This is a genomic window from Enterocloster sp., assembly GCF_057861365.1.
Map to the genome: position 1 here is coordinate 31,085 of NZ_DBMACH010000019.1, position 23,316 is coordinate 54,400.

19 protein-coding genes, 2 tRNA genes, 1 other RNA gene and 1 riboswitch are annotated in these 23,316 nt (G+C 47.1%); of the genes, 4 read left to right on the plus strand and 18 right to left on the minus strand.

Annotated features, from left to right (window positions below):
* Nucleotides 1–2: 2 nt before the first annotated feature.
* From ACZM6M_RS15465 to nifS, 5 genes are all read right to left on the minus strand, one after another.
* Entirely contained in the window at nucleotides 3–839 is an 837-nt protein-coding gene (locus ACZM6M_RS15465) for a DUF6612 family protein (RefSeq protein WP_066546905.1), read from the minus strand.
* A 156-nt stretch (nucleotides 840–995) separates the two neighbouring features.
* On the minus strand, nucleotides 996–2,078 hold the full coding sequence (locus tag ACZM6M_RS15470) for an N-acetylmuramoyl-L-alanine amidase family protein (RefSeq protein WP_489490544.1): 1,083 nt from the start codon (nucleotides 2,076–2,078) through the stop codon (nucleotides 996–998).
* Nucleotides 2,075–3,151, minus strand: a complete 1,077-nt coding sequence (gene mnmA / locus ACZM6M_RS15475; protein ID WP_081422916.1) for a tRNA 2-thiouridine(34) synthase MnmA — start codon at nucleotides 3,149–3,151, stop codon at nucleotides 2,075–2,077. The genes ACZM6M_RS15470 and mnmA overlap by 4 nt, the downstream gene beginning before the upstream one ends.
* Nucleotides 3,148–3,585: a Fe-S cluster assembly scaffold protein NifU gene (nifU, locus tag ACZM6M_RS15480; protein WP_066546899.1), complete on the minus strand. Its 438-nt coding sequence runs from the start codon at nucleotides 3,583–3,585 to the stop codon at nucleotides 3,148–3,150. Before nifU ends, mnmA begins: the two co-directional genes overlap by 4 nt.
* Nucleotides 3,586–3,617: 32 nt before the next feature.
* Nucleotides 3,618–4,802 carry a cysteine desulfurase NifS gene (gene nifS, locus ACZM6M_RS15485; RefSeq protein ID WP_066546896.1) on the minus strand — a complete coding sequence of 395 codons (1,185 nt, stop codon included), beginning with the start codon at nucleotides 4,800–4,802 and terminating at the stop codon, nucleotides 3,618–3,620.
* A 156-nt stretch (nucleotides 4,803–4,958) separates the two neighbouring features.
* Between nifS and ACZM6M_RS15490 the strand changes: the two genes are divergently transcribed.
* A complete protein-coding gene (locus ACZM6M_RS15490; protein WP_489490545.1) occupies nucleotides 4,959–6,539 on the plus strand; it encodes an oligosaccharide flippase family protein in 1,581 nt (526 codons plus the stop codon).
* A gap of 74 nt (nucleotides 6,540–6,613) precedes the next feature.
* Here ACZM6M_RS15490 and ACZM6M_RS15495 read toward each other — a convergent pair whose 3' ends face one another.
* The 3 genes from ACZM6M_RS15495 to ACZM6M_RS15505 all read right to left on the minus strand — a co-directional run bounded on the left by ACZM6M_RS15495 (nucleotide 6,614) and on the right by ACZM6M_RS15505 (nucleotide 8,601).
* Nucleotides 6,614–7,465, minus strand: coding sequence for a sugar phosphate isomerase/epimerase family protein (locus ACZM6M_RS15495; RefSeq protein ID WP_337433429.1), 852 nt, complete (start codon nucleotides 7,463–7,465; stop codon nucleotides 6,614–6,616).
* Between the two features lie 14 nt (nucleotides 7,466–7,479).
* On the minus strand, nucleotides 7,480–8,049 hold the full coding sequence (locus ACZM6M_RS15500) for a folate family ECF transporter S component (protein WP_066546889.1): 570 nt from the start codon (nucleotides 8,047–8,049) through the stop codon (nucleotides 7,480–7,482).
* A gap of 72 nt (nucleotides 8,050–8,121) precedes the next feature.
* A riboswitch (THF riboswitch) is annotated at nucleotides 8,122–8,238 on the minus strand.
* 132 nt (nucleotides 8,239–8,370) lie between these two features.
* Nucleotides 8,371–8,601: an HPr family phosphocarrier protein gene (locus ACZM6M_RS15505; protein ID WP_337433428.1), complete on the minus strand. Its 231-nt coding sequence runs from the start codon at nucleotides 8,599–8,601 to the stop codon at nucleotides 8,371–8,373.
* A gap of 281 nt (nucleotides 8,602–8,882) precedes the next feature.
* Here ACZM6M_RS15505 and ACZM6M_RS15510 point away from each other — a divergent pair, with 281 nt between their 5' ends.
* Together ACZM6M_RS15510 and ACZM6M_RS15515 are read left to right on the plus strand one after the other, a co-directional pair.
* Nucleotides 8,883–10,430 (plus strand): response regulator transcription factor, encoded by a 1,548-nt coding sequence (locus ACZM6M_RS15510; protein WP_489490546.1) that lies wholly within the window; start codon nucleotides 8,883–8,885, stop codon nucleotides 10,428–10,430.
* On the plus strand, nucleotides 10,430–12,274 hold the full coding sequence (locus ACZM6M_RS15515) for a sensor histidine kinase (protein ID WP_489490547.1): 1,845 nt from the start codon (nucleotides 10,430–10,432) through the stop codon (nucleotides 12,272–12,274). The genes ACZM6M_RS15510 and ACZM6M_RS15515 overlap by 1 nt, the downstream gene beginning before the upstream one ends.
* 27 nt (nucleotides 12,275–12,301) lie before the next feature.
* Here ACZM6M_RS15515 and ACZM6M_RS15520 read toward each other — a convergent pair whose 3' ends face one another.
* The 8 genes from ACZM6M_RS15520 to ACZM6M_RS15555 form a co-directional block, all read right to left on the minus strand.
* A complete protein-coding gene (locus tag ACZM6M_RS15520; RefSeq protein WP_337433425.1) occupies nucleotides 12,302–12,427 on the minus strand; it encodes a hypothetical protein in 126 nt (41 codons plus the stop codon).
* 100 nt (nucleotides 12,428–12,527) lie between these two features.
* The gene (locus tag ACZM6M_RS15525; RefSeq protein WP_419504121.1) at nucleotides 12,528–13,403 is read right to left on the minus strand and encodes a MerR family transcriptional regulator; all 876 of its coding nucleotides are present in this window, start codon (nucleotides 13,401–13,403) and stop codon (nucleotides 12,528–12,530) included.
* A 145-nt stretch (nucleotides 13,404–13,548) separates the two neighbouring features.
* Nucleotides 13,549–13,632, minus strand: a tRNA-Leu gene (locus ACZM6M_RS15530).
* A gap of 3 nt (nucleotides 13,633–13,635) precedes the next feature.
* Nucleotides 13,636–13,719, minus strand: a tRNA-Leu gene (locus tag ACZM6M_RS15535).
* A gap of 100 nt (nucleotides 13,720–13,819) precedes the next feature.
* A complete protein-coding gene (locus ACZM6M_RS15540) occupies nucleotides 13,820–14,953 on the minus strand; it encodes a hypothetical protein (RefSeq protein ID WP_337433423.1) in 1,134 nt (377 codons plus the stop codon).
* Nucleotides 14,950–16,137, minus strand: a complete 1,188-nt coding sequence (locus ACZM6M_RS15545; RefSeq protein WP_417045388.1) for an ABC transporter permease — start codon at nucleotides 16,135–16,137, stop codon at nucleotides 14,950–14,952. Before ACZM6M_RS15545 ends, ACZM6M_RS15540 begins: the two co-directional genes overlap by 4 nt.
* Nucleotides 16,138–16,150: 13 nt before the next feature.
* Nucleotides 16,151–17,788: a hypothetical protein gene (locus tag ACZM6M_RS15550; RefSeq protein ID WP_066546871.1), complete on the minus strand. Its 1,638-nt coding sequence runs from the start codon at nucleotides 17,786–17,788 to the stop codon at nucleotides 16,151–16,153.
* 81 nt (nucleotides 17,789–17,869) lie between these two features.
* Nucleotides 17,870–18,541, minus strand: a complete 672-nt coding sequence (locus tag ACZM6M_RS15555) for an ABC transporter ATP-binding protein (RefSeq protein WP_489490548.1) — start codon at nucleotides 18,539–18,541, stop codon at nucleotides 17,870–17,872.
* Between the two features lie 268 nt (nucleotides 18,542–18,809).
* Between ACZM6M_RS15555 and ssrA the strand changes: the two genes are divergently transcribed.
* Nucleotides 18,810–19,149: a transfer-messenger RNA gene (ssrA, locus tag ACZM6M_RS15560) on the plus strand.
* A 762-nt stretch (nucleotides 19,150–19,911) separates the two neighbouring features.
* On the opposite strand, the gene ACZM6M_RS15565 is transcribed toward ssrA, so the two are convergent.
* A complete protein-coding gene (locus tag ACZM6M_RS15565) occupies nucleotides 19,912–20,235 on the minus strand; it encodes a hypothetical protein (protein WP_066546860.1) in 324 nt (107 codons plus the stop codon).
* A gap of 4 nt (nucleotides 20,236–20,239) precedes the next feature.
* On the minus strand, nucleotides 20,240–23,245 hold the full coding sequence (locus ACZM6M_RS15570; RefSeq protein ID WP_066546853.1) for a phage tail protein: 3,006 nt from the start codon (nucleotides 23,243–23,245) through the stop codon (nucleotides 20,240–20,242).
* Between the last annotated feature and the right edge of the window lie 71 nt (nucleotides 23,246–23,316).

Below are 23,316 nucleotides of genomic sequence, written 5' to 3' on the forward strand. Positions count from 1 at the left end.
TTTTACTGTTGCTCTGCCTGTACAGCCTCTGCGATCAGAGTTTCAAAATCCTGATATGCCTCCGGATCAGGAACTGTGGGAACCTCTACGGGCTGGCCCGGGTCTGCGATGCCGATATCGCCGTCCAGCTTCATGGTGATGCTTTCACCATCTGCTTCCATTGCCATATCCATCTTCATGCGCATCTTAATGCAGTTTCCTGCCGGATCAATCACATATTCATAGATCACATCGCCCATGGTAATGCCTGCCGTATCTAACAGTCCGCTCATGCCGGTAGAACTCATCACCATCTGGAAATATTCATTCATCTGGTCGGCTTCAGCCACAAAGCCGATCACCTTATTTTCTCCCTCATCCCATAAACGGAAATTGGATAAATAATTCTCAAACTCATCCTCAAAGGCCATAGCGGATGCCATGCTCTGCTCCATCATAGTTCCTATATCCATAGGCATCTTTACCTTCTGTCCCATGGAATCCTGATAGTAGCAGCCGTCCTGATAATATGCGGAAATGATCATCGGCTCTTCCATGCCGTCCATAGTCGTACGGGAATACATCATGTAGCGCATCTGCTGAGGCTCTGTCATATGGTTCATCTTCATATTCATTTCCATACGCAGATTCATGGCATCTACGCCTGTATCCTCCAGGATACTGCCTCCGATGGAAATCTTAAAATCAGCAAAGGCGTTCATGTCTGTAATGGATTTCTGAGTTTCGGATACCTGGTGATAAAGAGCTTTTGCATCCTCAGAATTATCTGCGTAGGCGGTCATAGGGCAAAGCAGCGCGGCTGATAGCAGGACAGCAAAGAAACGTTTCATTTTTCTCATAGCGTAACCTCCTCGGTAAAGAAATTCCTCTTAAATTGTCACTGATGATACTGCTATTGTACTCCAAAACAGCTCTGCTGTCCATGTAAAACGCAAATATATTTCTTACGATTTCATCTTTTCTCTTAAGAATTCTGATATTTTTTCATCTGTTCCCTATCCGGCAAAATACTGGTCTATACCGGCTGCCAGGCCATCCGCCAGCTGTTTTAACGCGGCCTGGGAATGGTCAGAGGCCTTATCTCCCAATTCAATGTCCACAGACGGAACGGTAGAATAGGAGGTCTGGGTCAGATCCATCTCCATGGAGCCGCCGGAAAAGATCTTAACCCCCTTTTCCGTTAACCCCGCAACCAGGCTTTCTCCCAGCGCGTTATGCTTCTGCCAGTTTGATTTTACCGGCTCCATATTCCGGTAAGCGACATTGTTTGGAACACTCATGTAAAAGGCTCCCTTATTGCTGGAGGTGGAATCCCAGTGAAGCGCAATGTGGCAGTCGCTGGCATTATTGGCGATAAGTGTTCTGGCGATATTATCCAGCTGGACATCCTCTGTTTCACGGATCATCAGCACATCATAGCCCTTTGCCAGCAGCTTATCCTTTAAAATGAGCGCCATGGAAAGGGTAACGCTGCTCTCAGGCGTACCGTCGTCAAAGGTCATGCCGCCGGATACCGCCGCGGCTGTCACAGCTCCCGCTCCCGTAGTGCCTCCTGTGACCTTGGGGCTGCCGTCTGGATGACACTGAGTCTTTACAGAAGCGCCTCCTTTGGTACCATGACCTGCATTGACGCAGATGGTAAGGTTCTTTCTCTCTGCCGTCTGGCTCTGATAGAGAACCGCCGTTCCGGAGGTAATCTTTGCAAACTCTGCATAATCCCAGTTCGGATCCAATAAAACCTGCCTGCCATTTTCAGCTATGGCGCCGCCCTCTGTATTTACATAAACCCGATCGGAAACCGTTTCAAATTCCGGCACTGCAGCCCGTGTTCTGGACTGGGAGCGGCCGGAAATATCCGCTCCGGTCTCCGTCTGTTTGGATGTCCGAACTTCTGCAGCAGCCTGTACTTCTCCATCAGCCTGCGCCTCTGTACCGGCCTGTGCCCGCAGTTCTTCACTGGACTCATACTCTGAACAGCCTGATAAAATAAGCGCGGCCATTGCAGCGGCTAAAACACCTCTCTTCCAGAAAAACATTCGGACTGTTTTTGCGCGTTCTGCTCCGCCCCTCTGCCTCATAGGATAGTTCCTCCTCCCACTACATAGCCATTTTCATAAAATACCACAGCCTGTCCCGGAGCCGCAGCCCGTACAGGCTCATCGAACCTGCATTCTACCTCTCCATTTTCTATTTCGCGGATAGTGCACATAGCTCCGCCGTGATTGTAGCGGATTTTGGCCTTCACTCTCGTCTCTCTGCCGTGAAGCCCGTCCACAGCCATCCAGTTGAGCCTATTGCAGCGCACGGTACTGGTAAATACATCCTGACTGTCCCCGATCACCACCTCGTTTGTCTCCGGACGCAGGGCCGTGACAAAGACCGGATGGCCCATAGCCAGATTTAAGCCCTTTCTCTGGCCGACCGTATAATGGGTAATGCCCTTATGGCGGCCGATCACATTTCCCTTAAGATCTACAAAATTTCCGGGCTTTGATTCTTTGCCTGTATAATTCTCAATAAAGGAGGCATGGTCGTGATCCGGAATAAAACAGATTTCCTGGCTGTCCGGCTTGGATGCCACCGGAAGGCCCAGCTTCTGGGCCATCTGGCGGATCTCATCCTTTGTGTAATCTCCTACCGGCATCAATGTCCTTGACAGCTGATCCTGGGTCAGATTATAAAGGGCATAGGTCTGATCCTTTGCCGCCGTCACAGAGGTTTCAAGGGCAAAACGGCCGTTTTCCAGCTTTGCAATCCTTGCATAATGGCCTGTTGCAATGCAGTCCGCCCCGATCGCAAGGCTTCTCTGCAGCAGGGACTCCCATTTCACATAGCGGTTACAGGCGATACATGGATTGGGGGTGCGCCCCGCCAGATACTCCTGGGCAAAATAATCCATTACCCTGCACTTAAATTCCTCTTTAAAATTCATAACATAATAAGGGATACCCAGTTCCATGGCGACTCTGCGGGCGTCATCTACTGCGCTCAAACCGCAGCAGCCTCCCTCTGCCTCCTGGACCTCGGTATCCTCATCCTGCCATATCTGCATGGTTACTCCGATCACATCATAACCCTGCTCCTTTAACAGCCAGGCTGCCACGGAGGAATCGACTCCTCCGGACATGCCTACTACAACTTTTTTGCTCAATAGTCTTCCTCTTCTTCCTCTTCTTCGATATTATCCTTGGGCTTTTCCAGACCCTCAATGGTAATACCGTTTTTCTGTGCATAATCCCAGAGGGCGGCGTGAATGGCCTCCTCTGCTAACAATGAACAGTGTACCTTAACAGGAGGCAGTCCGTCAAGTGCTTCCATCACAGCTTTATTTGTAACCTGCATGGCTTCCTGCACCGTTTTTCCCTTTACAAGCTCTGTTGCCATGCTGCTGGTTGCTACGGCAGCTCCGCAGCCAAAGGTTTTAAACTTTACATCCCGGATGATCTGGTTTTCGTCAATATCCAGATAAATACGCATGATGTCGCCGCACTTGGGATTTCCCACCGTTCCTACGCCGCTTGGATTCTCAAGCTCTCCTACGTTTCTGGGATGTTCAAAATGATCCATTACTTTTTCTGTATACATCGTCTCTTCTCCTTGTTCGTCATTTTCGCCCTTTAACGGCTGTGTTTTCTCATATAATCCTCATACAGAGGGGAAAGCTCTCTTAAATATGCTACGATTTCCTTAATCTTATCTGCTGTTATATCCATTTCCTCCATGGTATTTTCCTCACTTAAGGTCAGACGCAGAGAGCCGTGGGCAATCTCATGGGGAAGACCAATGGCAAGAAGCACATGGGAAGGATCTAAGGAGCCTGAGGTACAGGCCGATCCGCTGGAACCGCAGATTCCGGCCATATCCAGCTTGATCAAAAGGGACTCACCCTCAATAAACTGGAAGGCAAAATTGATATTATTCGGCAGACGGCTGGTACGGGAACCGTTGATCCGGGTAAAGGGAACCTCCCGCAGCACTTTTTCCATAAGATACTCCCGCATCTCAACTTCCTTTTTGGTCCGCTCTTCCATCTCATCCATGGCAAGCTGAACCGCTTTTCCAAAGCCCACAATGCCTGGAACATTTTCCGTTCCCGCCCTGCGTCTGCGCTCCTGGGCTCCGCCGTGGATAAAGGAACGGATCTTTACGCCCTTTCGGATATACAGAAAGCCGATTCCCTTGGGGCCGTTTATCTTGTGGCCGCTGGCGCTGAGCATGTCGATGTTGTACTCGTCCGCTGAAATGGGCACATGGCCGTATGCCTGTACCGCATCGGTATGAAACAGGATACCGTGCTCCTTTGCAATGGCTCCGATCTCCTTAATCGGCTCAATGGTTCCGATCTCATTGTTTGCAAACATGATAGAAATAAGAATGGTATCCGGGCGGATGGCCTTTTTCAGCTCATCCAGCTTTACTACGCCATTTTCATCCACATCCAGATAAGTGACCTCATACCCTCTTTTTTCCAGATATTCACAGGTATGAAGGATGGCATGATGTTCAATTTTACTTGTGATAATGTGCTTCCCCTTGGCTTCATAAGCCTCTGCCGCAGCCACCAGGGCCCAGTTATCCGCTTCGCTTCCTCCTGCTGTGAAATAGATTTCATTGCTCTTTACTCCCAGGGAGTCTGCTATGATCTCTCTGGCTTTTGTTACAGCCTCTTTGCTTTTTGCTGAAAATGTATATACAGAGGAAGGATTTCCATAGAATTCTGTAAAATAGGGAAGCATGGCCTCTACTACCTCAGGACGGGTCTTTGTGGTTGCCGCATTATCAAGATATATCATTTTTTCCATATTAAAACGCTCCGCCTTTCTGTTTCTTTCATTCTGTCCTTACTATACCATAGTATTCCTACAATTTCAATAGGAATACTATAAAATAATTCGGTTCTGATATTCTTATTCTTTTCATATAGTAATAATAATTTTCCGGTTTCGGAGGCCCCGACCATGCTCCAGCTGACTCCCCGCAAAAAAGCCTTTCTTACCGGCACCCTTCTTCTGACCTTTACCGGCCTGATCTGCCGGATTCTGGGATTCTTCTACCGGATCTATCTCTCCCGGACCATTGGGGCGGAAGGTCTGGGACTTTATCAGATGGTACACCCGCTTTTTGGCATCTGCTTTGCACTCTGCGCCGGTTCCCTCCAGACCGCACTAAGCCAATATGTGGCTGCCCGTCAATCTCAGGGCAAAAAGGCTCTTATGGCTGCCCTGTCCGTATCTCTAAGCCTTTCTGCCCTCTTAGCCTGGCTCATCACTTCCTTTCGCACTCCCCTGGCCCGGTATGTGCTTTTAGAGCCCCGATGCGCCCCATTTCTTCCTGTTATCGCTCTGTCCGTTCCTTTCTGCGCCCTTCACGCCTGTATTAACGGATACTATTATGGAATGCAGAAAACAAGGGTTCCTGCTCTTTCCCAGGTGGCTGAACAGGGAATACGCATGGTGACTGTGTGGCTGATCGTCTGTGTTTGGACAGAAAAAGGCCGGCCTGTTACGGTAGATCTGGCTTTTTACGGCCATCTGGCCGGTGAAATGGCCTCTGCTCTCTTTACCCTTATGTGTCTGGGAGCATTTCCGCCCCGGTCTGAAAAACGTCCTGCTCCAGGCTTCCAGAATCTTCCCCCTTTGTCACAGGCTCCTTATTCGTCTTCCCCCGAGACGGAACACTCCTTTGGGACGGAACACTCCTTTTTTCAGGTACTGTCCTCTCTTTTAATCCTGGCTCTGCCCCTGATGGGGAATCGTCTTGTATTAAATATCCTTGGAAGTGCGGAGGCCATCTGGATCCCGGACCGTTTAACCGCATTTGGCCTTTCAGATCCCCAGGCCCTGTCCCTTTACGGCGTCCTGACCAGCATGGCCATGCCCTTTATCTTCTTTCCCTCTGCCATCACAAATTCCATGGCAGTTCTGCTGCTCCCCTCAGCGGCAGAAGCCCAGTCGCGCGGAAATAAGGAGCGCATCTCTTCCATGCTGGCGCTTTCCATCCGCTGCAGCTGCTATATGGGAATCCTGTGCATCGGCATTTTTACCCGCTTTGGCAATACGCTGGGAATCAGCCTGTTTCACAACCAGCAGGCCGGAGCCTTTATCACCACCCTCTGCTGGCTCTGCCCCTTTATGTACCTTGCAACCACGCTGGGAAGCATACAGAACGGCCTCGGAAAAACCTCATCCACTTTTTTCCAGAATGTAGCCGCCATGATTCTTCGACTGCTCTTTGTCCTCTTTGCCATTCCCTCCTTTGGAATCCGGGGATATCTATGGGGGCTTCTGGCAAGCGAACTGGCTCTGGCTCTTATGTGCTGCTTAAGCCTTAACCGCATCGCCCCTATTGGCTGGGACGTTTTTTCCATGGTTGTAAAACCGGTGCTGATTCTTTTGATCGCGTTTGGAATCAATTTCGCCTTATGCGCTTTTATTCCCGCTCTGTCCTCCCTTCCTGTTTTTCTGAATGCTGCCGTGCAGATCGGCTTTATCAGCCTGGTGTATGGAGGGATGCTGGTGTTGTTTCACAAAAAGAAGTGAAAAATCCCGGCCAACTCTGCCCTTTCCAGCGCGCAGAATTGTCCGGGATCATCCGTCTGTTTCTATTCTTTTTATTATACCCGGTCATAAATCTCCTGCAGGAAGGCCACATCGCTGTGGAAACGTTCTCTGCTGGAGTTTTCAAGCAGCACCGGGATATGAGTTTTTTTCTCCTTAATGAGCTTCATCAGAGGCTCATAGCAGAACAGGCCCTCGCCAACGTGCCTAAACAGCTGATTCTGGCCATCAAACACAAAGTCCTTCACATGAAGGGCGCTGATCCGGTCGCCATAATACTCAAAAGCCTGGCGAACGACTCTTTCCTGAGCCTCAGGTGCCACCTCATCCGGATGGATCAGGTTCACACTGTCTAAAATCACCTCTACGTTCGGGGAATCAATGTCATCCAAAAACCGCTTCATCCGCGCCGGACTGTAAAGGGTATGGTCGAACACGCCCTCTACTCCTACGATCACTCCTAGCTTCTCAGCAGCAGAGACAATCTCTCTCATGCTCTTTAACAGAAGCTGATAACCGTCCTCTGAATACGTTTCAGGAGTCACACGAAAATCCGAGGACAGACGGCCGGTTTCTGTTCCTACCATATCTGCTCCGATGATGCGGGCATATTTTAAATGTTCAATAAAACGGGATACCTCTTTTTTGCGCAGCTCTTCTACAGGATTAGTAGGGTTAATATAGCAGCCGAGAACAGCCACATGGATCTCGTTTTTATCCAGCTGTTCTTTAATGTAGCGGGCAAATCCAGGGTTGTAATGACCGGTGGTAAAGTCATAATTGCTGATGGATTTGGCAAAAGCAAGCTGGATCTGGTGCACTCCATTTTCCTTTGCCAGCTGGAACACCTTTTCCATCTCCATTTTTTCACACAGGTCATGGCAGCGCATACCGGTATTTAATTTCATGGCAACTCCTCCTTTTATAAACGGTTCTGATCCCTTCCGCCCAGGAACCTGAATATTCCTGCTGCTTCCAGGAGCTTTGCAATATGAAAGAAGATCAGGGAATCAATGGGCCACATGATAAGATTTTTAATCACTCTTGGCGGCAAAAGCACCATAAATGCCTTTCCGTAAAGCAGAGACAGGCACAGCGTATTAAGCAGTACATTACAAACCAGGCTCACAACAAGGTGAGCGGCAAATACTCGCCCCAGACTTAAGGGCTTTCTGTAATAGAAAGAACCGTAGATCACACCTGCCAGCATCGCCACAAGGGTAAAACCGGGGAAAAATCCGCCCACAGGCTTGATCATATATTTTAAAATATCAAGCGCCCCCGCAAACAGGCTTCCTGCCGCAGGACCAAACAGATAGTGGACCAGTTCATTTGGAATACCTGAAAAGCCAATACGGACAGACGGTCCCAGATCAATGCTTAATGACCCCAGCACGATAGCGATAGCCCCGAGCATGGCACAAACGGTAACGGTCCTTACCTCTTTTAACCGGCGGAAGGAACAGGTAAACAAAGTTGCTAATCTTGTCATAAAAAAATTACCTCCTTTGCAGACCTCTCAAACTACAATCGGAGATAATCAAATCCCTATGATCTTCTCTGATGCAGCGGGATGCGGCCCATGCACCGCAGAAGGATCGGCACAAAGCCGCTCCTTACTTTCGTCTGACTGGCAACTCCCTGTCCAGCCGGCACTTAACGCGCATAAGCCTACTCTGCTTATTTATTTTTTCATACATAACTATACACGTTTTTGGAAGATATGCAAGTTTTTTTTAAGAAGCATAACACGCACTCAAACAAAATACGCCCATTCTGCTTATATTTAAACAGAACGGGCGCAAGCCTCCTATTATGCCGCATATCTGGAAATTTCTTCCATCAAATCTTCACAGGATTCATCTGTGTGAACAATCACCTCCACTGTCCTGGATTTGGCCAGAGCCAGCACACCTACGATTGACTTTGCATCTACGATCCTGCTTCCACATTTTACATCTACATCATATTCATACCGATTCATAATTCGCACAAAATCAATGATCTGATCCGGCTGATTGAATTTAACTGCAACGCGCTTCATATTCATTACCTCCATCATCTGCGCAATACTCTCATCACAGAGAGCAGACATTTATAAAATTCATTGCCGGATACACGGGGATGACGCTTACGGTAAGCAATATCCGGCAATGCATGATAACATCTTATGTTTCATATGATAACAGCTGAAGTTGAAAAAAACCATGGTAAAATCCTTTCATTCGCTGTAATTTTTTTTGATTTCCATTGCATAAGTGAAGGCTTTCAAATAAAATAAAGGCAGAGCGATTGTTGAATCAAAAAATGGAGAACCTATATCCTATGAAATTACTGATTGCTGATGATGAAAAACTTACCCGTGAAGGTATATGCAGCCTGATGGATCTGAAACAGTACGGCATTACAGAGGTAATCCTGGCAGACGACGGGGTCAACGCCCTTACAGAGGCTAGAAAGCACCGCCCGGATATCCTGCTTACCGATGTGCGGATGCCCCGCATGACTGGGGTTGAGATGGCTTCTCTGTACCTGGAAGAGGCTCCGGATACAGCCGTCATCTTCATGAGCGCCTACTCAGACCGCGAATATCTGAAAGCGGCAATTAAACTGAAAGCTGTAAGCTACATTGACAAACCGGCAGAAAAAAAGGAACTTGAGGATGCCATAAAGGAAGCAGCCGACCGTTTCCGTACCCTGAGAGCCGCAAAAGCCGGCGCTATGCTGGAGGAAAAGGATCTGCGCGGTCACCTTGCCTTGGCCCTGACCAATTCTTCCAAACTGGAGGAAGCCCTGGAACTGGCAGCCCGCGTTTCTCCGAAAGTCGAAACAGATTTCTGGTTTACCTGTGTGATCACAAGCTGTCTCACCCCCCTTTCCGAGCTTCCCTCAGAAGATCTGATCCAGGAAAATCAGCTTTTTTCTTCCTATTTGAAAAAAATGGGGATCGTGCGGATTCTGGTGCCCAAGGCAGACCGCTATATCGTAAGCTTTCTGTGCAGTTCCAATCGCCAAGAACCAGAAACAGTCCGCGCTTTTACCAGCTTTCTCAAAGAGCGGATCACACCCTACTGCCGTTTTTTTATTGCATCAGGCCCCTCTGTACAGGGCATGGATCAGGCTGCATTTTCGTATAAAAGCGCCATGAGCCTATTAAGCGAAAGCTTTTATCATGATTACAATTCCATCTTAACACAAACGCCTCCTGCCGGCTCTCTGCAGCCTGCCGAAGATCCCTTTGCAGACTTTACAGCAGCCCTTGCAGCCCAAAGAGAGCTGGAAGCACTAAAAGCCGCCGGAAACTTTTATAATGCTCTAAAAAATAGCCCTCCTCTTCCGGAAGCTCAGGTAAGAGACCGATATTTCCGATATCTGAACAAGCTGGATGAGATCAGTCTGGCTAATCACATTTCTCTGTGGAAAAGAGAAGGTATCGAATCAGAATCCATCTGGGAGGATGTAATAAGCTGCGCCACCTTAGGAGAGCTCCATGATTTTCTCTGCCACAGGATCAGGCACTATTTTCAATCCCTGATCTTTAATCAGTCCGAGCATCCGGTCGTCTTTCAGATCAAGGAATATATACGCCAGAATTTTGCGGTTCCTACCCTGTCTGTGCTGGATATCAGCCAGTATGCAAACCGCTCCTCCAGCTATATCTGCACTCTTTTTAAAAATGAAACCGGCCAGACGATCAACCAGTATCTGACCGATTACCGGATTAAAATGTCCAAGCAGTTTTTGAGCGATCCCAGATACCGGATCACGGACATCTCCGCAAAAGTCGGCTACAGCGACGGCAATTACTACAGCAAGGCCTTCCGCAAGATCGTAGGCCTTTCACCATCGGAATACAGGGAGAAAATACTCTGATGAAACGTCCCATAAAACAGTTTTTTCATTATTACATTTATGATATGAAGCTGAAAAAGAAACTGGCATTGTCCTTTGCCATCCTCTTTATGCTTCCCACGCTGACTGTGACCCTCTTTTTATTTACCCGGATTTTCCGCATTGTGTTAAATGACACGCTGCGCTCCGAAGAGGCCTTTCATTCCCAGTCCGCTCTTGCGGCAGAAAATCTTATGATCCATGTAGCTCATGCCTCTGATACACTCACCTATTCCCTTCCGATCCAGCGGCTCTTTTCCATCACAAAAAAACAGGCGCCCGGAGCCGCCCTGTCACGCACGCATCTGAACAATCTGTATCAGCTGGCAGATATGGCTGCGGAACCCTCTTTAATCCGCACCATACGGATCTATTACGATGACAGCTCCTATCCACAGCTTGACATTTTAAATAACGGCCGCCAGCGCCTTTTTATCCCTCTCTCTGCAATAGACAGCGGATGGCTCGACCGTTTTGAGTCCTCTCCGGAGGACAGACTGTTGTGTGCAGCTCCGGATCTGTCGGAAAATGAAAAAAAATACTGCGGGAATCTGGCCTATCTGGTTCGGCTTAATTATCTTTCCGAAGATGAAAGGGCAGAAAAAGAAGCGGCTGCCTATGTGGCTGTTTATTTTTCCCGCAGTTCCCTGCAGCAGCTGATCACACACACGCATTTGATCCAGGGAGAAATCAATTTTTTTATGAACGCCTCCGGTGAACCGATTGATATGAAAGACGAGCGGCTCTCCAGTTCCATTCCCCAAATCCCCCACTCATTATTTGAACAGTTAAAACAAAAAGAACAATTCATTCCGGCTGATCTGGACGGTTCTCCTGTATATGCGGCATCATTTTCCATCAATGGATCCGACTGGTATCTTATGTCTGTCATCCCCAGGCAAAGCCTAAAGGCAGCAGGCGTCTCTATGATCCTCCAATTTATTGCATTCTATGGCGTTATCTCCCTGTTGGCCCTATTTCTGGCTTACCGCCTTTCAAAGTCCTTTGCAGACCGCATTATTCATGTTGCCCTGCAGATGGAAACCATCCGCTCTGGACGTCCCAGACCTCTTCTTCTGAAAAATGCCGGGAATGACGAAATCGGCATTCTTTCCGGTGCCTACAATTTTATGACTGCAGAGATCAATGAACTGCTAAACCAGAAGGAGCTTGCTGCCAAAGAACTGCAAAAGGCTGAATTTCGCGCCTTGCAGGCCCAGATCAATCCTCATTTTCTCTATAATACTCTGGATATGATCAACTGGCTGGCAAAATCTGGCCAGATCAGCCAGGTAAGCCAGGCAGTTCAGGCTCTCACCCGCTTTTACCGTCTGACGCTTGGACAAAAAGAGCTTTTCGGTACTATTGATGATGAAATTACCCATGTAACGCTTTATATGCAGCTTCAAAATATGCGTTACAATCACTGTGCCGACTTTATAGCAGACATTCCCCCAGAGCTTGGCAGCCTGACGATCCCCAAACTGACCTTCCAGCCAATTGTAGAAAACGCCCTTCTGCACGGCATCTTAATGAAGGAAGAAAAAAAGGGCTGTATTCTTCTTACCGGCTGGCGCGAGGGAGAAGATGCAGTCCTTGTGATCAGCGATGACGGGGCCGGGATTGCGCCGGAAAAGCTGGATACGCTTTTAGACAGCCTCTCAGCAGATAATGGCTTAACTTCTCTCAGGCACATCGGCGTGTCCAACACCAATCTGCGTTTAAAAAGCCTTTACGGAGATGCCTACGGTCTTTCCTTTACCAGTACTCCCGGTCAGGGTACTGAGGTTACTGTACGCATTCCTGCCCGGCCGGTATCCCTTTAGCAGCGTCCTCAGCATCATCATTCACACTCAAAGCTGCATTGTGAGCTGTTCCAATACCTCCGGTGCGAAAAGCTGAAACCGAAGCGCTGTTACTCCAATTATCACTGCTGCCATACACAAAAATGCCTCACACTTTTTTACTATCTTTTTCATTGTCAATTCCTCCTCATGTTTTAACGTTGTCCGTATCATAGCACCAAAGGAATTAAGATAGCACTCAGGTGTGAGGCATTCGTACTAAAATTGTATTAAATTATCCTCTGAAATTTTTTCCGCAGCTGTAGTACAAAAAGCACAGATCTGCCAATAACACCACTGTCAGAACAAACAGTGCCAACCAGGTGAGCGGAGAGCCAAAATCCATCTGTTTGAAAATCCACAGATTAGAAGCAGCAAACAGAATGAGCGGAAGGACTGCAATAGAAATCACGCGAAGCAGGCGGTATTTCCTTCTACTCATTCCTTCGGGCACATAGTCTTCCGGATGAACCAGTTCACAGTGCACCACGATCCCAAATCTTGAAGAAGTTCTGTACGCTCTGTACTCCTTTCCATCCATCATAAAATGCGGCGACCTGCTTTTCTTTGTTATAATGATCGTTTTTCCATTCTCTTTTCCGTACTTTAACAGCTCTCTCTCAAAGGTATCTGGCTCATCACACCGGTCATCAGGCATAAAGGAAAACTCCCGGATTGCTTCTGATCTTACAACTCTAGCATAATCATTGACGAAATCCATAAATACCGATCCCCGCTTTTCCTCCTGTTCCATTTCTTCCAGATAAAGATCGGGGTCTACATCTGCAAGCTGATTTTCCTTTATCCTTCCGCAAAATTCCAGGGCTGCCGTCAATTCCTCCTTCTGGGACTGCAGGCGGCTGATCTGATCCCCAATGGCTTCTTCCAGAGAAATGTCCCCTTCAAACATCCGGCGGATTTCTCCTATGGGCATCCCCAGCTTGCGAAACAAACGTATAAGCTTTAAGCGGCTGATCTCCTCCTCTGAATACAAACGATATGAATTTTCTTTATCTCTTTTGGGAGCCAGCAGCCCCTGCTTTTCATAATACCGGATATTCTGACTGGTCACCTTTGTCAGTTCCTCTGCTTCTTTGATGGTTCGTGACATATACACTCCTCCTTACCCCTATGGCTTAGGGAAATATTCTTTATTTACACAGTAAGCATAAGGCTTATACCTGGTATAATGTCAAGATTTTTCCAACAAAAAAATCCGAAACTCAAGTTTCCTTAAGTTTCGGATCATCATCCAGTGCAGAAGAAGGGAGTCGAACCCTCAAGGTATTACTACCACACGGACCTGAACCGTGCGCGTCTGCCAATTCCGCCACTTCTGCATATGCGGGAGATGGGACTTGAACCCACACGAGCATACACCCACAAGATCCTTAGTCTTGCCTGTCTGCCAATTCCAGCACTCCCGCAGCACGTGTTATAATATAGCACAGACTTTTCGATTTGGCAATACCTTTTTTTCAATTTTTTCAATTTTTTTCAAAAATAATTTCAAAGGGTATTTTCTCCCTAAAAACACCTGAGATAATAGTACGGCAAAAAGAGTCTTCCAAGCTGCTCCATCCCCGGAATCCATCTCCCTGGATCTACAAACACCGGACAAAATAAAAGACTTCCTATGATAAAAAACGGAATCATACAGCAGAGAAGCTCCGGTGAACGCACAATCAGCTTTAGCCCAAAGGCAAATACCGTACAGCCGCATCCATATAAAAGCAAAAGCCCCAGCTCTCTTCCCACAGCCCCAAAGCTTCCTCCCTCTGCCATGCCGCCCAGAAAAAGCGCACAAAAAACAGATAAACAGGCCAAGGCTCCGGGCGCTGCTGCAGCTGCCAGACGACAGGGCAGACGCAGTCCGATCCCCAAAGGCATAAACAATCCCCTTCTCTCGTCTTCTCCTGCCATCACGCCGCCGTAAAGAGACAGAATAAAAACCATGACGGCCCCCAGACCGCGAACCGGAAAAATACTGCCTGCTGCATCAGATTTTGGACTCTGTGTCTCCACCCCGTCCTCTGATCCTCCCCCTCCGTTCGTTTCATATATATATTGGAAATGAAACAGGCCCTCTTCCTGATTCCAACGGTCATACCTTTCTCCCGCTTCTTCTGCTGCTTTCGCTCTGGAGCTGCTGTTAACAGGCCCCATCCCTGCAAAAGCCTCCCCTTCTTCCACATAATCCATAAGCAGATTTCTGTTATAAAGAGCTGCCAGCTCTGAAAATACCGTTTCTGTAGAAATAGAGCCGGCTACCGTAGAAGGAGCCATATACAAACGAATTACCCGTTTCCACTGCTTTTGATCCAGCTTCTCTTCCAGCCCTGAATCAATCACATATCCGCACTCAGCTCTTCTGGACGCCACCTCATCCCGTACCTGGGCTTCATCCGAACAGATATAAAAATCAAACATCCCATCCTTCCTGTCTGCCAGGCGTTCTGCAAGTCTCCAGGCCAGCGATCGTTCAGATACATCCTCCTCTCCTGAAACGCTGACAGCAACTGGAATCTCCCCCTCTTCTTTATCTGAAAGCCTTCCGGCCACAAAGGCCGCCAACGGCATAAGAAGCAAAAGAAGAGGAAAAATCCCCTTTCTCAGGCAGCGTTTGCAGGAAAGAAGAAACCAGATAACTGCTCTTTTCATGCTTCTTTCACCTCCGCTGCAGCTGCAATCAGCCAGCCGCCCACCCCAAGAGCTGCAAGTTCCACTGCTGTAACCAGGCTCTCATTTCCTGTCACTGCCATCTTCACACCTTCCATCAGGATATGGGTAGGAAGAAATGGAGCAGCTCTTTGTATGCTTTCCGGCAAAAACACTTCCGGCAGAAAGCCTCCCGAAAGAAAATGAAATGCCGTCACCAGAAAAAACTGCAGAAAAATGCCGCCGATCCTACTTCCTGCGGTCTGAAAAAGACACACACTAAAGGATGCCGCCCCCAGACAAACAAGAAATCCTGTAAGAATCGTATTTAATCCAATGGAAATCATTCCTGTCCAAGCAGCTGCCGCAGCAGCCAGAACGGAAATCACGCTCAAAAGCACCGATACTCCCAAAATGCGGCTTCCCGCCGTCGTAAAAGGTCCGATCCCCATCAGAGACAGCTTCTGCCTCATAACAGCAGGCTCTCTCTTTAAAAGGTCAGATACCGAAATCACGGACAAAAGCAGCACCAGAACAAACGCACTTATTCCATAAAATACTGGAACAGATACATCCTTTGCCGCATTTACCATTACTTTTCTGAAATAATCCATTCTTGGAAGACTATAAGTTAAATAAATCTGATTCATATCCCGCTCAAATACCGCCATTTTATCTGTAAAACCGTACTCGGATAAAAGTTCATCACCACTGTAGATTCCGGCCTGCGCAGAACCCAGTATTTCTGCTCCCGCATCCGTCAGCTCCTTAAAAATGCGGCTTTCTGCTCCTGCATTTTCCGGCAGGATGACGGTTACCGGGGTGTTTACACCACTCATAATATCCTGTATAAACCCATCCGGCATTTTAAGAACTGCAAACAGCTCGCCCTTTTTCAGCTTTTCACCGGTCGCTTCTTCCTCAATATAGGTAAAATCGCAGAGGCTTTTTACACTTTCCAGAGAGCTGACCATCCGCATGGCCTGCCCTGCCAGCGCATCTTCCTCAGGCAGAACGACTCCCACCGGAATCCGTTCCACAGCCTGTCCGCCGTAGAGCAGTTTGCCTGCCAAAAGGGCGGCTGCACCCATGAGTACCACAAGCGCCGCCGCTCCTGCCAGAATATGAGGAAGCCGTTTTAATGCCCGCTTTAATTCCATTCCTGCATAGCACAGATATCCACGCATATTATCCTGTCCTTTAATTTCCTGTATCCATCTGGCCGCTGAGACTTATAAAGCTGAACAGCACCTCCATAAGCACGCTGTTCCACTCTTCCTCTCCTGCTGCCAATACATCCATGGTGTCACCCTCTAAAGGAACAACCTCCTCCGTCAGCGGTCTTATATAATATTCGCCGCTTAAAACAGCATTTCCCGTGTCTCCCATTGCAGAAACATCCAAAGAATCAAGAGTCAAATGAATATTCTTTCCCTTTTCCAGTTCATCCACAACACCCTGAGCTGAAAAACCTAAAAGTTCCATTCCATCCTGGGCCGCTGCTGCCTGGACATCAAAACCGCCTCCCTCGCTGTTATAGGAGCTGTCAAGGGTGATATCCCATTTTTCAGCTATCTCTCCCTGATTTTCTATGGAAAGCTCGAAACCGGATGTGAGTTCTTTCCCATCATAGGCGCCCTCTTTCACTGCCTCAATCTGTACAGATGCAGCCCCATTTTCCAGCACTGCCTGAGCGCTCATATTCTGAGTCGGATAAGCGCCTCCCTTTAATTCACAGCCAAACTGCAGCTGAACCGGTTCAGCCTCCGACCCGGTACTGTTAAAGGAAGTCGTTCCCTTTACAGATGCCAGACATCCTTCTTTATCCACGTAAACCGTCATGCTCACATCATTTAACGAGCTGTCTAAAAATGCGATCATCCCGTCAATTTCCGTTCTGGCCTCCTCATAGGTCTGCTCCTGCATCTCCTGAGCGGTAGGGAAATCCTGTCCTTCCATCTGCGCACCTGCCAGCTGGCTTAATTTCACGCTCAGTTCCAGACGCTTTAAGAAATCCTTCTTTAAAACCTCATCTTGAAGAAAGAAATCAGAGGAGGTTCTCAGAAAGTTGATCATCGCTTCCTTGCTGACTGTAACCTCATATCCTCTGCAGGCCTGCTCCTTTCCGTCTATGGTAAAAGAAGCCTTCTCTCCCTTTTCCACAGTGAGTGCTGCCTTAAAGTCATCTTCCGCCTTGCAGCCTTCCCGGTAGCGTTTCATAAGAGCCTTCAGATCAAAGGAAGCCGCCTGCCCCTCCTGCGTCTGTCTGGCCTGCTCTGCCAACAGCTCCATATACTCTGCCATCACCGACGCATCTACTCCACTCTGCTCAAGAGCCGATCCGAGCATAGGAGAATTTTTCAGCCGTTCTTCCAGTCCTTCTCCAAAATCCAGAGTAAAAACTTTTGGACTCAGTTCCGGCACAGCAGCCATAACTGTATCATCCCCATAATAAAGATCCAGATTTACCAGATCCATTCCATTGTAAATGATTCCCATATTGGCACTGACTTTATTGTTTTCCACATCGTTTTTCGCATCGATCCGCAGTCCGCTCCCTGCATAGGTATTTACCGCAGGCTCAGAGCAGCTGTCCAGCTTTAACATCAGCCCCGAATTCTGGCTGGCAGAAACCCCTGCCTTCGCAAACTCCGACAGGCCAAACAGTTCCTCCATAGGGTCGGTCTGTCCCTCTGTATAAACATTTTCAAAGGCCTGGATCACCGTTTCCTTTGGATCGCCGCCGGCCAGCCGGGTATAAGCAAATACTCCTCCGCCAACCACTGCCACTGCTGCCGCTCCGACTGCTGCCATTTTCATCTTTTTTGTCATTTCCATACACGTTTCCTCCATTATTAACAGCACACGCCAACGTGCGCCTTTTTGTTCTTCGCCAATCCTTTTATCTGTTTGCTGCCATTAAAAATAGTGGATCAGTTCCCTGGAGCTTAATCCTGCTTCAATCTCTTTCAGACATCTGTCCTTCATTACATACAGACGGTCACAAAGCGATAGCTCTTCCATTTCATGAGAAGTAAGGATCACCGTTTTACCTTCATTTACATAACCTTTCAAATATTGCCGGATGGACTCCTTACACTCCAGATCCAACGCTGCTCCAGGCTCATCCATAATAAGGACAGGCGCATTTCCCGACAGAGCACAGGCAATACTGAGGCGTTTTTTCATTCCTCCGGACAGATTGCCCGCTCTCATCCCCAGCATAGCAGGGATTCCCAAAAGAGCCGCGGAACCCGTTTTAAGATCCTCATTCATCTGCTTTTTATTTCCCCTGTGCCACAGGAGGAGATTATCTCTTACCATAAGCTCTTCCATAAGAGGATTTTCCTGCGGAACATACGCCACATTCCGGGCAAATACCGATGGATGGCCAAAAGCCTCTTCCCCGTCAATCTTTACACTTCCCCTATCGGCTTTCCTGGTTCCGGCCAGAATAGATAAAAGGGTCGTTTTTCCGCAGCCATTTGCTCCCACGACCCCTACGCAGCTTCCCCTTCCGGCAAAAAACTCTGCCTGCTCAATAATCCTGCGTTTTCCATATGATTTACAGATTCCGGACGCCCGCAGCATCTTCTTCCCCCCTTCGCCATCGCACGATGTAATTTTTGTGCATTTTTAACATTTAATCTGCCAGTATCTTGAAATAAGTGTACCATATTCCCCCATTACAAGCAAAATATTTATATTTACAAATTTCTTAATGTTTTTCACCCCTTGTGTCTGCACCTGCATTTACGCTTAAATTACGTTTACGACCTTGACAGTCCGGTTTTGACCTGCTAAGATAATAAACAGCGAATTGCTTCGTTGGCACACCAGAATCCAATCTGAATATTCAGGGGTTGTACTGGTTTCGACGGGGATCATGCAGCTGGTGAAGCTATCCCTATGCGATGGGTTAAATGGCAAAATTAAAAATAAACGCTAACGACGAATTAGCATACGCTGCCTAATGGCAGCTGTCAGACTTAAGGCACCCACACTTTAAGACCCTGGCATCGACTATGTGGGAAACGACGTATACAAAGCTTTGAGTATATGGGCGTATTATGAAGCTACTAAAACCGTCAGAGTGTCTTTTCCCGGGCGGCGGAGGGAATGTTAAATAAGAGACTATGATAGTAGAAGAACAGGGAATTGGTTTTCGGACAGGGGTTCGATTCCCCTCAGCTCCACTTTTTTAAAACCGCGTAAATGCTGGGAAAGCCAGGGTTTAGGCGGTTTTTTCGTGGTTTGATGGGGTAAGGACAGGAAGCCAGAAAGTAATAAAAAACCCCTGTTTTCCGGGTAAGTATCACACGAAATATCACACGGAAAAAGAGCCGAAAAAGCCTGATTCTGTAAGGGTTTAAGGGCCATTGCAGAGGGCAAAACATCACACGGACAGCCAAAAGACAGCGGATAGTAGTATAAAGGCCGGGGAAGCATGAGCCTCCCTGGCTCTTTTGCAAAATGAAGTTTTATGAAGTTGTCTCTGTGTCCTCTGGTTTGATCAGAGGAAGGTTCTCATACTTTTGTGATGGTCCTCTGGCTCACAGAAAGGCTCTTTCCTGCCCTTCTGTGACCTTACATAATAAATTATTGTATTGCCTCAGCCTTTGTGCTATACTGTCCACAAGGAAAGTCAGAGCACATAAAGGCGGCCTACCCTCCCATTTTTCGGAGGGGCTAACCCTCCAGACGAAAGAAAGGAGGGCTTGCCAATGTATGTTACATATTCGGATCTGATCCAGATAGGTATCTTCATTGTATCCCTTGTAGAACTGTGTTACACAATCTTTAAGGGTAGAAAATAGCCGCCACTACTGCCAATAGTGACGGCTTATGTTATATAGTCGCTAAACTATTCGGGTAGGCCGTGTGCTTCTGGCTTTCCCTTTTTACATCTTTACTATACCACATCTTTCTGGTCCATTCAAGGGTAAACCAATTTTTCTGCCCTATTGCGATATCGCAGCAAAGCAGTTCGTTCCCATTCTATTCCCCTGATCTTTCAGTAATAGTTTGAAAATATACAGTGCCCTGCGCCGATATGCGTAAAAATCATCTCTTTTTATAGGAATATATCTGCTGTGTCCCATGGCATCATACCCAATCCCTGTTGTCAATGAAATAAACAGCATTTCTGACAATCCCGGATTGCTTTCCATTACAGCATTTCTTATAAAGACTGCATTCTCTTCCCGTTTTGCCAGCTCCATAAGCACATTTTTTTCCTCTTCATCAATCCCGTAATCACAAAATTTCATTTTTCTGATTCTCATATGATTATACTCCCTCTGTTACCATGCGAACGCCTACACGGTTCTTTTCGCTATTTCCGAACTTAACTACTAACTGCCCGAATTTTGTACTGTCAAGCACCAGATCAGCTTTTATAACCTGATTTCCGCCCGAAATGTTGCTTTCTGACAAAGCTTCTTTGAGAGCCTGCTTCATGGTGGACAGCGGGGAAACCACTTCTGTCTCGCGGTTATTGTCACCGAGGATAGCTGCAAACATGCCTGCTCTGGGAGGCACTACCGTTCCGGTGGCAAGCATAGGCATTTTGTATGGGATGGATGCGTAAGCGGATGCAGGGTAGCCATATTTCCCCAGCAGATTCATCTCAGGAATAACGGGAATTGAAATTCCCACCTTATCCATTACATTATTGACCGCCTCTATAATTTTGTTTATTCCGGATATAACCGAATTCACCATGTTTTCCACACCAGAAACGATCTTTTCTATGGTATTCTTAATTACTGTCACAATGCTATCCCATATTTCAGCTGTCTTATTTTTCACGGAATCCCACACTGTTTCTATTGCCTGTCCGATTCCTTCAAATATGGTTTCCGCATCTCCCTTTAAAGTATTCCATAGCCCCTTAACAATATCGACCGTTTTCGCCCATGCAAATTCAATCCGTCCTATAAGAACGTTTAACGTCCTTTCTATTACTGCGCCAATAACTTCCAGCCCATCGCTGATAAAATCCCCTAAAAATGTTATCAATCCTTCCACAAGGCTCATTATTGCATCAATGACACCTTCTAATATCTCCTTAATACCTTCCCATGCCTTTTCCCAATCCCCGGAAAATACACCTGTCAAAAAATCAATAATTCCGGAAAATGCCGTTATTATCCCATCCAAAACGGATGCTGCCGTATCAATCAGATTAAGCAACGCTGTTCCTATTGTTTCCAGAATCGGAGCAATCACAGGCAGTATATTAGACGATATCTGACTAAGCAGAGGCTTTAAGCTTCCATCCCATATTTCCTTAATCAAATCGGCAATCTTACCTATCAGCCCAATAATCTTATTGAAAAGAGGCAGTATTGTTCCTTCGTATACCTCCGCAAACTTATCCGCAAGTTTTTGAAGTGTCGGGGCAATATACTGATTATATCCATCCAGCAAATTCCCCAAAATTTCAGACAGCCCATTTTTGATAGATTCAAACAGCGGGGCAATATGCTCATCATACATTTTATTTAAGTTCTCAAAAGCTTCCGTCATGCCACTCGAAACAGAATCAAGAACCGTTTTTATCGGCTCCAATGTATTTGCCAGCGCTTCTTTTATCTTATCTTTGTTCTCTACAAACGGGGTGAGGATTGTATCCAGCACATCTCTGAACAGCTTTGCAGATAATTCCGTGATCCCCATAAATACATCTGCAAAAATCGATATAATGTCAGCAGTAATCTGCTTTGCCGTATCACTTCTGAACACTGAAAAAATATCTGCTGCAGCTACGGCAAAATCAGCCCCTATTGTGCTGATTTCTGCTGTAATATCAAACATACTGATCAGATATCCCTTGATCCTGTCTTTGGCGCTTTCAAGATATAAAGCCATTCCCCCGGTTAGATTGTCCGCTATTGTAAGCCCGATACTGGAGAATGCTCCTGCGGTTCTGCCCAAATTGTATGAAATAGTGTTCAGCATCGTATCAAATGCAGATATAACTCCCTGATCTGTAAAAATATCCTTTAAGCTCTGTCCGATTCCTGCTATGTTTCCCTTTATGGAATCCAGAACAGGCGTGCAGTCTCCCAATCCCTGCCAGAATCCGGCGTGAAAGATATCCCCTATTTCAACTAACCTCTGTTTAATGGCATCCAGCGTTTCCACAACCTTATTTAAAAACGGGGATTCTTCCGGCTCTTCATCTGTAGATAGTGCCGGCGGCATTATTGCATTGTTTTCCGTATTTCCTGAACTTTCCTTTGCATCGCGCTGAATCTGAATCAGATTGTCGAATGGCGCCAATGATTTTTTTGCCTGTTTGCCTGCGTCCTCTACTCCGTCTGCAAATTCCTCTGCACCAGCGGCAGCCCCCTCATACCCGGTCTGTACTTCCGCCATTTCACCAGACATTTGGGCCATTCCGCTGCTTGCAGACTTACCGCCCATTACTGTCTCTGTAAAATTCTTAAATGCGGCTGTTGCCGCCGACAGCCGTTCAAGAACTACATTTACGGCCTTTATAACCGGAGTAAACAGATTGATAAAACCCTGCCCTATTGTGGCTTTTAAAGATTGTAATCTCAACTGAAAAACCCTTACCTGATTCGCCCATGAATCCGATGTTCTCACGAAGTCCCCGTTTGCTGCCGAAAGCTGTGTCTGTACAAATTGCAGCCTTAATGCAACTTTCTCCTGCTCCGTCATTTCATTTGTCGTTTTTCCAACCCCATTGGCAAGGGCATATTGATCCAGCGCTGTCTGGGTCATAACAACCCCCAGCTCCTTCAAGGTTTCCGTTTCCCCAGTAAATACGCTTTTTAATTTGGTATAAGCCTCTTCCTGAGATAAATTATAAAAAGATGCCACATCCCCAGTCAGTCCCGTCAGGGCTGTTGCCATATCATAGGCCGCCTTTTCTGAGTAGCCGAATGACTTTGCCATACTTCCAAATGTACCAACATATTGCTTTGCCATTGTCTCAGACAAACCAAATGAATCTGCTGCGCTTCTGGCGAATTCCTCGACCTGTGCACTCATTTCCGGAAATGTTACATCTACAACATTCTGTACCTCCTGCAAGTCCGATCCAAGCTCCAGGCATTCTTTCCCAAACTGCACGATCTGTTTTACTGCAAATACCGCCGCTATCGCAGAACCTACCTTCTTTGCAGCTCCTCCCAGCCTGGATATAGAATCCTGTACATCGCCGATTTTTCTTGTCATTGAGGTTTTAAGCTCGTTTACCCCAGCTTCCACACCATCTGTCTCGATATTGGTGTTGATAATAATACTTCCATCAGCCTTACTCATTCTGTCATTTTCCTATCTAATAAAAAAAAGAGCCGCCAACCTGCATCCAGCAGGCTAACAGCTCCTCTCAG